The organism is Methylovulum sp. (assembly GCF_028687615.1).
Taxonomy (GTDB): Bacteria; Pseudomonadota; Gammaproteobacteria; order Methylococcales; family Methylomonadaceae; genus Methylovulum.
On sequence record NZ_JAQTZU010000032.1, the window covers coordinates 20,159 to 29,003 of the forward strand.

The 8,845-nt window shown below is 42.7% G+C and carries 9 protein-coding genes; 3 read left to right on the top strand and 6 right to left on the bottom strand.

Translation table 11 applies throughout. The features are described 5' to 3' along the window. Positions 1 to 67: 67 nt before the first annotated feature. The 5 genes from PHH59_RS15015 to PHH59_RS15035 form a co-directional block, all read right to left on the bottom strand. On the bottom strand, positions 68 to 1,051 hold the full coding sequence (locus tag PHH59_RS15015; RefSeq protein ID WP_366145487.1) for a glycosyltransferase family 2 protein: 984 nt from the start codon (positions 1,049 to 1,051) through the stop codon (positions 68 to 70). A gap of 5 nt (positions 1,052 to 1,056) precedes the next feature. Further along, the gene (locus PHH59_RS15020; protein ID WP_300017981.1) at positions 1,057 to 1,986 is read right to left on the bottom strand and encodes a glycosyltransferase; all 930 of its coding nucleotides are present in this window, start codon (positions 1,984 to 1,986) and stop codon (positions 1,057 to 1,059) included. Positions 1,987 to 2,036: 50 nt separating this feature from the next. After that, positions 2,037 to 3,479, bottom strand: coding sequence for a glycosyltransferase (locus PHH59_RS15025; RefSeq protein WP_300017984.1), 1,443 nt, complete (start codon positions 3,477 to 3,479; stop codon positions 2,037 to 2,039). Beyond that, complete coding sequence (locus PHH59_RS15030; protein WP_300017989.1) at positions 3,476 to 4,444, bottom strand: hypothetical protein; 969 nt, start codon at positions 4,442 to 4,444, stop codon at positions 3,476 to 3,478. Before PHH59_RS15030 ends, PHH59_RS15025 begins: the two co-directional genes overlap by 4 nt. 68 nt (positions 4,445 to 4,512) lie before the next feature. Then, on the bottom strand, positions 4,513 to 5,463 hold the full coding sequence (locus tag PHH59_RS15035) for a class I SAM-dependent methyltransferase (RefSeq protein ID WP_300017992.1): 951 nt from the start codon (positions 5,461 to 5,463) through the stop codon (positions 4,513 to 4,515). Between the two features lie 125 nt (positions 5,464 to 5,588). Here PHH59_RS15035 and PHH59_RS15040 point away from each other — a divergent pair, with 125 nt between their 5' ends. Genes PHH59_RS15040 through PHH59_RS15050 form a run of 3 tightly spaced genes read left to right on the top strand, consistent with a single transcriptional unit; the run spans position 5,589 to position 8,358 of the window. Next, a complete protein-coding gene (locus tag PHH59_RS15040; protein ID WP_300017994.1) occupies positions 5,589 to 6,326 on the top strand; it encodes a glycosyltransferase family 25 protein in 738 nt (245 codons plus the stop codon). 2 nt (positions 6,327 to 6,328) lie between these two features. Then, complete coding sequence (locus PHH59_RS15045; RefSeq protein WP_300017997.1) at positions 6,329 to 7,549, top strand: O-antigen ligase family protein; 1,221 nt, start codon at positions 6,329 to 6,331, stop codon at positions 7,547 to 7,549. Continuing rightward, positions 7,540 to 8,358: a glycosyltransferase family 2 protein gene (locus tag PHH59_RS15050; protein ID WP_300018000.1), complete on the top strand. Its 819-nt coding sequence runs from the start codon at positions 7,540 to 7,542 to the stop codon at positions 8,356 to 8,358. The genes PHH59_RS15045 and PHH59_RS15050 overlap by 10 nt, the downstream gene beginning before the upstream one ends. A 16-nt stretch (positions 8,359 to 8,374) precedes the next feature. On the opposite strand, the gene PHH59_RS15055 is transcribed toward PHH59_RS15050, so the two are convergent. Continuing rightward, on the bottom strand, positions 8,375 to 8,716 hold the full coding sequence (locus tag PHH59_RS15055; protein ID WP_300018003.1) for a DUF1640 domain-containing protein: 342 nt from the start codon (positions 8,714 to 8,716) through the stop codon (positions 8,375 to 8,377). Between the last annotated feature and the right edge of the window lie 129 nt (positions 8,717 to 8,845).

Sequence of the window (8,845 nt, forward strand, 5' to 3'; positions counted from 1 at the left end):
TTAACACCACGTCCCCGATGCTGTCCGTTCGGCTGATAATAATATTAGCGGGAGTATTCATAAGGCATCAGATCATTTTAAAAAAAGCTTTAAAACAGTGTAGCCGCCGTTTTAATTCAGGATGACGATACTTCTTATGAAGCAAGATTTTATTGCGGTGTTGAAAAAATAACCGCATCCTCAAAAAATTATTGCTGAATGAATAGTTTTCGTGGCTTTTGTATAACTGACCAATCACTTCTTTTTCAGGCAGATGGCCAGGGCATTTATCGTACAAGGTTTTTAAGCGTTGTTGGGCATTTGCGATGCGTTGTTGTTTGGTCCCTTTTTTACCAGCCATTTTTTTTCTATCTTTTTTATGGAGGGCATTGGTTAAATTACTGTCGTGGCGGCGGTATTGCACTAGCACCTCATCGACAAATTTCACTGAGCCATTGAAAGAAGCGACAAATCCTAACCAGTTGTCATGGGAAAATTTATAGGGAAAGGGCATTGCCGCTAACGCAAGCTGTTTGGTCATCAAAATAGCGTGTCCAAGTGCCGAGATACCGACTTCGATATACATGAGAGGGCTATCAAAATCAGTAAGATTTTTGGTGTCGCTCATTTTTTTTCCGAGTGCTTGCCCTGCACCGTCTATAAATTCAGAATCACAATAGGCGATGGCATGATCGCCTATATGTTTAATTAAAACTTCAATTTTAGTGGGCAGCCATATATCGTCTTGGTCACAAGGCGCAATATAATCGCCTTTTGCCAAAGCAAACCCTTTTTCAAAGGTTTTTACATGCCCCATGTTTTGCCCATTTTTAACAACTAAAAAATGGCTATATTTCGCGGCGTATTGGTCGAGTAGATTGACCGTATTATCAGTGGAACAATCATCCACAGCGATTATTTCAATATTTTGATAAGTCTGCCTAACTAGGCTGTCCAGTTGCTCTTGTAAAAAACGTCCGCCGTTGTAGCTTGCCAGCACAATGGATACCAGAGGATTTTTGGAAGTGGTGTCCATATTGTCGTGTTGTTGTCCTGTGCGGCTTTTAAGCATAGTGATTAAATTATTTTGAAAAAAACTTTTAAGCAATATAAACAACGCCTTAATTCGTTGCGTTTTTTGTAGCTGAGTATTTCTTTTCTGTATTTGAAAAAAACGCCCATTCTTTCAAAATTGTTTGCCAGCGAGTATTGTTCGTAACTTTTGCAAATTTTGCGGAACACTTCTTTTTTGTCAGTTAAACCATCTGGACATTTTTCATAAAGAAGCCGGACACGTTGCTGCGCGTCCGTTATTCGTTGCCATGAGGTTTCCCTTGGTTTGTTTTTCGAATTAAACGAGCCGAACAAATTGCTGTCATGTCGACGGTACAATACTAAGGCCTGATCTATAAATTTAAGTGAGCCATAAAATGTAGCGACAAATGCTAACCAGTAATCATGGGGCATGATTTTGTCTGGAAATGGCAGGGTCTCCATGACCAGTTGTTTGGTTATGAGCATTGCGTGTCCGGCGACTGATCCGCCGACGACAAACATGATGGGATCATCGAAATCGATCAATGCCTTGGCATCGCTCATTTTTTCACCCAACAATTCACCAGAGTGATTAATAAAATTTGAATCACAATAGGCTATCGGGTGATTGCCAATGTTATTCAGCAATACTTCAATTTTTGTGGGTAACCAGATGTCATCTTGGTCGCAGGGCGCAATGAACTCGCCCTTTGCGAGCAAAAAGCCTTTTTCAAAATTTTTCTGATAGCCGATATTTTGCTCGTTTTTGACGAATGTAAAATTAGGGTATTGCGCCGCATAATCGCTCAATATGGATGCCGTATTATCCGTTGAGCAATCGTCAATGGCTATGATTTCAAGATTTTGGTGGGTTTGCCTGATGATGCTATTGAGCTGTTCTTGTAAAAAACGCCCGCCATTGAAAGTTGCGATGACGACTGACACTAACGCTTGGCTTTGGGTGGTTGCCATAAATTTAGTTAAATCCCTTTGCGGACATAAAATACTTTATTTTCATTGGATTATAAGCTTTTATAGGGGGCGGAAAAATTTTCATCCAATTGACAAACCGTTTCGGGAAGCTTAAAGCTGGATAAAACTTTATTTTCAATTTGATACATCAATGAAGGTCTGACCCAGCCGTTATTGATATGTTCTTGAATAAAGCGGATGTCAATAAATCCATTTTCAACAGCTTCAATCAGGTCATTTATCCATAAATGTCCAAGCTTATTGTCCCGACTGACCCAAGGCTGGGTTGGCATATCGGTGTAATGCACCAAGAAGCTCTTGTTTTCCTTAAACCATTCCAGGCAATTCCATTCACTGGGAATGCAAACGCCTATATTCTTAGCTGCCGCCATATCGTACATAAGGCTTTCGTAGGTCAAACGCCCTGCATCAAGTTCGTCAATGATGCCATCAACATTCCAGGCCAATTTTTCACAATCCATTAGCATCACACTAAATTGCAAACGGCGATTTTTTTCGCGGCGGCTTGGGTTCACTGTCAATAGGTCATGGCTACCCATAGGTAAATTCCAGAGCTGGCTGATGTCCGTGAATAGCTGCATGTCGGAGTCAAGATAGATTGCCCGTCCTTGATGGGCATTTAAGTGGGGGATTAAAAAACGCTGGAAAGAAAAGGGTGTCCTTTGCTTGTTGCGGGGATCTTTGGGTTCGCGGTATTTGATGTTGGCCTCATGTAAAGGAAAGACTTCCACCGGGTTTGATGCGTGTTTTCTGATGGAGTATTCCAAAACTTTAACCGACAGCATTTGTTCTTCTTGAGTGGCGACATAAACTTTAATCGGATAATGGTTAGCCAAGGATTGATAATCAAGATGGTATTTGCTGATCTTGCTAATGATGCCGATAAATTGGTTGTCAAATGAGGCATTACCATTAGCAAGCCGCGTTTCTGGTGAGATTTGCTCAAAAATCTGGCTATAACTGCCGCCCCCATCAATTCCCAGCGTCCTTATGCTTTTGATACCCTGCGTAGCCAAAATATCAACGGCTGCTTCAGCACTAAAGTAGGAGACACGTATTTGCCGACTTAATCTAACAGGACGTTTTCCGTGGCGTAACAAGGCCTTAATGCCCAAATGGTCGTACCAGAACAAACGCCCTTCCTGATCCATTTTTCCTAGTAAAGGGTGTTTTTCTAGCAGATTAGGCAAAGAAAATTCACCGACCTGGTTACCGCTATGGGGATAATAAGGGAGGACTAAATAGTCGGCTTGTGCGTAGATTTGGGCGGCGCAAGTTTCAAACACGTCAATATCTATTAAATGGCTGATTTTGGCATTGATTTGGCTGATGACATGATTAAGTGCCAAGACATTATAGGCCGATAAATCAACGTCATTGATAAATTGATAACTAGGCCCTTTGCCTACTATTAGCCAGGGTTTTTCATAAAGTGAATGGTCGGTGGCGAAAAGTTTTGTTATATTTTTCATTGTTTAACCACCTTGTAGAAAAGGTTTTCCCATTGCTTGCTGATGCCGGCAGTTGACCAGTTTTCCACTATTAAACGCTGCCCTTGGCCAACATCGGAAAAGCGTTGTTCGATATTGTTGACATAGACATCAAGCCCTTTTTCCCAGTCATCTAAAACACAGGTTTTGCTGAAAGGTAGGTAACTGGGTATGCTGTCGGCAATTACTGGCAATCCTAACCGCAATGAAAGTGCCAAGCGATTATTGGTTTTTGCTAAGGTAAATGGATTTTTACTGATGGGGATAACTGAAATGTCGTGTAATTTGAAGGCGTGGCTAAAGGTACTGGTATGCCACGGCAAATAAGCGACAGGAATATCCCATTTGGCAGTAATGTCTTGGAATCGCTTGTTATCGTTGCTGATTGCCGTCAGTGTGATGCGTTTGCGAAATTTTGGATCATTTAATATGGCTTCGATTTTTGCCAAATCACCGATGCCATAATCGGCTTTACCGCCACCGGCAATCCCAAACCAGACTAAACAAATTTTTCCTTCCTTGCGCCAACATGCTATTTTTTCGGACAGTTGACGGTATTTACGCAGTTGGTTCCAGTAATCGGCGAGGTTGGTTGCCAGCGGTAAGAGTTCGTCAACGGCATCTTCAATTATGTTGATTTGTTCTGAAGCAATATACTCAGCCATGCACGCCGCCAGGAATTCCGAAGAGGCGACATTTTTATCTGCCAAGCGCATCATTTGCAAAATAATATATTGGGCGCGGTCTATTTCCGGTAATTGATGCGGATTATAAAAATAGTTGTCGCATAGGTCGAAAATGATTTTGGCACCACTGTCCTTTACTCGCCGTGCTTCTTCAAGACCTCGGTTATTATGGGTTTTGTTGAAAACCACGATATCATATTTGATGTTCGGATTGTCCGCCAAAAAACTTACAGACCAGCCCTTCTTTTGCAAAATGTCCATTGTATTTAGGCAGCGAACGCGTGTACTGGCAACGTTTCTATTTTGTGAAACGGGCTTCCAAGCGATTTTTAACGACATTTGTAAGCCCAAACCGTCATTCTGCCGCTTTGCCTTGTTAAAGCCAGCAGCCATCCCAAAAGTTTCGAAAATAATTTTAAACGCTTCCTATCCAATACTTTTTGGGTAAATGATTCCAACCGGGGCTGCTGCCTGATGGCAAAAACATGGTTTAGGCTGGCAAAAAAATAATTCGGGTTGCGATGCCAAAAAAACCGGCATTGTCTAAAACCGGCATCTAAAATCAATCGCTTAATGCTAAAACGGGTAAAGTGATATAAATGGTTGGGCAAATGCAGCGCGTAATAATGTTGTTTGAATAAGCGAAAATCCAGCCCACCCATATCAGGTACGGATAGCACCAGAACCCCGCCAGGTTTAAGGGCTAGGCAGATTTTTTCTAGGCCGGCAAGTGGATGGTGGAGGTGTTCTATCACCATCCAGGCCACAACCATGTCAAAGTGATTTTGGGGCAGTTCAGTTGTCTCAAGAGTCCCGCAAGTTACCTCAAGCCCTTGTAGGCGGGCGCGATGGGTTGCTGTGTCCGAAGGTTCCAAGCCTTGCACTTCCCAGCCTTGTTGCTGCATTTCCATCAAAAAATCACCCGACCCACAACCTATTTCAAGCAATTGTCCTGGTTTAGTGTCGGGTATTATGGTTTTGCTGTTTGCGTTAAAATGGTCGGAGAGCCACTTTTTGATGCCTTTTTTGATTTTTTTAGGCTGATGGTTTTGTTTAACCTGTGTTGTTAAATAAGGCCCATAGTTATCGGGGTAATAAAACCCAATGGTATCTGGTGTCGGGCGGGGATTCGTCCTTAATAACCCGCAGTCCCGACATTGGACGACTTGAAATTCTCCTGGCAAATTATTAAGCCAATCATTCCCAGCCAATATTTTTTTAGTTAAAAGGCTGCCGCATTCGCAAGGGATGCTTTCAATTGTCACTTCAGGTGGTAGCATTATTAGTTATGTGGCTTTTATTTTAAGATTTGGGTAGATAATAGCCCATTTGAGTAATGTTACTCAAATATGTCGCCACTTAAATACATGCTAGAGCTTATAGTTACATTTTAGGATTTTTGCCAATGCCTGCCGCCAAGCAACTCGACCACATTTATGTGCTGAATGTAAAAAAATTTACCCAACGCCGTGAGTTTATGGAACAACAATTAACTAACGCGGGTTTGGCGGCGGAATTCATTTTTGACTGGGACGCCGATGAATTGACGGCTGAAATCGTTAAGCAATATTTTAATAAAAATAATGACTTAACCATGCCGCAAAAATCTTGCGCGATGAAACACGTTGCCGCATTGCAAAAAATAGCCGCTAGCGGCAGTTTGTTCAGCTTGGTTTTGGAAGATGATGCGGTTTTTGGTAAGCAGTTTGCGTTGGGAGTCAAACGGTCTTTGGAGCAAAGCACTTTGTTTCCAGGGGAAAAAGTCATTTATATCGGCTCCGGTGGCAATTTTTTTACCCCAAGAAGCCAAAGGAAGCCAGGGCAGTTTTTATATCCAGGCAAACGCGGCAGATTTACTGATTCCTACATCATCGATAGTGCCACTGCCCAAAAAAGATTACAGTGGGTCGATCAACATAAAATGAACGGGCCGATTGATAACCAGTTTGACCTGATGGATAAACAGACGGGCGTACAGATACTTTGGTTGGAACCCCCGGTCATTGAACAAGGCAGCAAAAATGGCTTGTTCAATAGCGCGATAGAAACACGCTGGTCATCACAAAGACCCTGCCTGCATGGTTTGCTGTTTTGGTTTGAAAAAATAAAACGTAAGTATATTTACCAATTATGGTGGCGGTAGCGATGGTTTCCTATGCTGATTTTAGCGAAAAATCACTGGTGTTTTGCCGCTGGCTTGCCATTATCGCCGGGATTGCCGCACCGATTTCCACGGCTGTCACCAGCGTGGCTTGTGCTGCCATGCTGGTGGCCTGGTTGGCGTCGGGGGAGGCAATATGTAGTTTAAAAATTTCTGCCGGACAACCGGCAGGGAAAATGATTCTGGTTTTTTATTCATGGCTATTGATCGGGGCTTTTTACGCCGATACGAGTTGGCCGGATAAAATTGACACCTTGCTAAGCTGGAAAAAACTGGCATATACCTTTATTTTGTTTGGTTTGTTTTATCAAGCCCATTGGCAACGTTTATTCGTCAAAAGTTATTTAACCATCATGGCAATTGCCGCGTTGGTCGCCGGACTGCTATGGCTGGCGGACATTACAATCAAGCCTGATAATGGCCCCGGCATTTTTATGACCTCTTATGTTTCCCAAAGCATGGCATTTGTTGCCGCAACGATATGCGGCATCTTTTTATTGAAAGAACCGCTATCGACAAAATATAAAGGCTTTGTTGGTTTGGCGATTGCTTTGTTTGTTTTTAATATTTTTTTTGTTAGCGAGGCTAGAAGCGGCTATATTGCCTTCCCTTTTGCGGTAGTGTTTGCTGCCGGTTGTGCTTATGGCTATAAAAAATTGCCGCAAATATTTTTGATGATAGCTGGAATTATTTTTTTGGCACTGCTGGCCTCGCCAACCTTACAGCAACGACTTGAAAAAGGAATGGCTGAAAAAGCCAATTATCAAACCAGCGAGGAGATGACATCTATAGGGCTGAGGGTCGTTTATGCCCAAAATTCGATAGAATTAATCAAAAAGAATCCGATATGGGGTTACGGGACATCATCTTTCAAATCGACTTACAGCCCTTATGTGGCAAAAAAATATTCTGATTGGCGCGGGAATTCCGCCACAGATCCGCATAATCAATATTTGTTTGTTTGGCTGGAAAACGGATTGCTAGGGTTGATACTATTTTTTGCCTATATTGTTGCCGCAATCCGCCAAGGTGTCGCCCATCAGCCCTATGGTGCAATTGCTGCAAGTGTATTGGTCGCCGTGTGTGTGTCCAGTTTGTTCAGTTCCCATTTCAAAACCTTTCCTGAAGGGCATCTGTTGGCTTTTTTTGTAGGTATTTTGCTTGTGCATCGTAACCCGGATACAAGTTTTCAAAAATGTACTTAATATCAGTCATTATAAGCACTTATAATTGGCCCAAGGCTCTTATGTTATGCGTGGGCAGCTTGCTCGCGCAAACGGATAAGGAATTTGAAATAATTATTGCTGATGATGGTTCCAGCCCCGAAAATTTACAAATTACACGGTCTTTTTGTGCTAACGCCAATATACCCATTGCTTATGTTTACCATGATGACCAAGGTTTTCGGGCCGGGACGATCAGGAACAAGGCCGTGGCCCAATGCAAGGGCGATTATTTGATTTTTCTGGATGGTGATTGCATAGTCCGGCCTGATTTTGTCGCCAAGCATAGACAGTTGGCAGAAGTCGGCTGTTTTGTCCCAGGCAATAGGGTTTTGTTAAATCGGCCTTACACCCAAGAGGTTTTGGAACAGGGCATTTTGTTGCATCAAAAGTCTTTTTCTGATTTTTTATTGCTCAGATTGCAAAATAAAATCAATAGGGTGGTGGCATTTTTTAGTTTGCCCCTGGGTTTTTTCAGACACCTGCATCCGCACAAATGGCAAAAAGCCATGACTTGCAATTTAGGTGTCTGGAAAATTGACTTTTTAGCCGTCAACGGTTTTGACGAGTTATTTGAGGGCTGGGGGTACGAAGATTCCGACTTGGTGATCCGTTTGGTCCATCAGGGCATTAAGCGCAAAGAAGGGCGGTTTGCCGTGCCGGTATTGCATCTTTGGCATCCACAAAATGATAGGAGCCGACATGATCTTAATTATCAACGCCTAATGGAACGCCTAGACCAGCCGGATTTTATTTTGGCCCAAAAAGGTGTTTCGCAATATCTTGAGTAGTCATCTGCGCCAGGCTTTAAAAAGTGCCTGCCAATTTCAACACTAAAGCCGTGATCAACACCGTTTGCAAAACACCTACGCCGACCACCCAACGCACCAATTCGGCTTTGGTTTCGGCAATATCCCGTTTCAATTCTGACCGCACCAGTTCTATTTTTAACTCCGTTTCTTTAATTCTTACATCCAAGTCTTTATTGGTCACTAATTTATCTAGTTGATAATCATGCTTTGCTTGCTCCAGCGCGGTATCAATCGCCTGGGTGATGGTTTCCACCTGGGCGGCGGCTTGCTGTTCGGGAACGCCGGCTTCTTTTAATTTGGTCACTAATGCGTAAGTGTCAATGGCTAGGGTGGTCATGGTCAGGGCTACCTCATTAAAAATAGCGACCCAACCAACAGAATTTTAGATAATAGCGGCATAAGCAATTGATCAAGGACGATGGAGAAATGGATTTTTTAGATATTTTTGGACAGCTCGACGATCCCC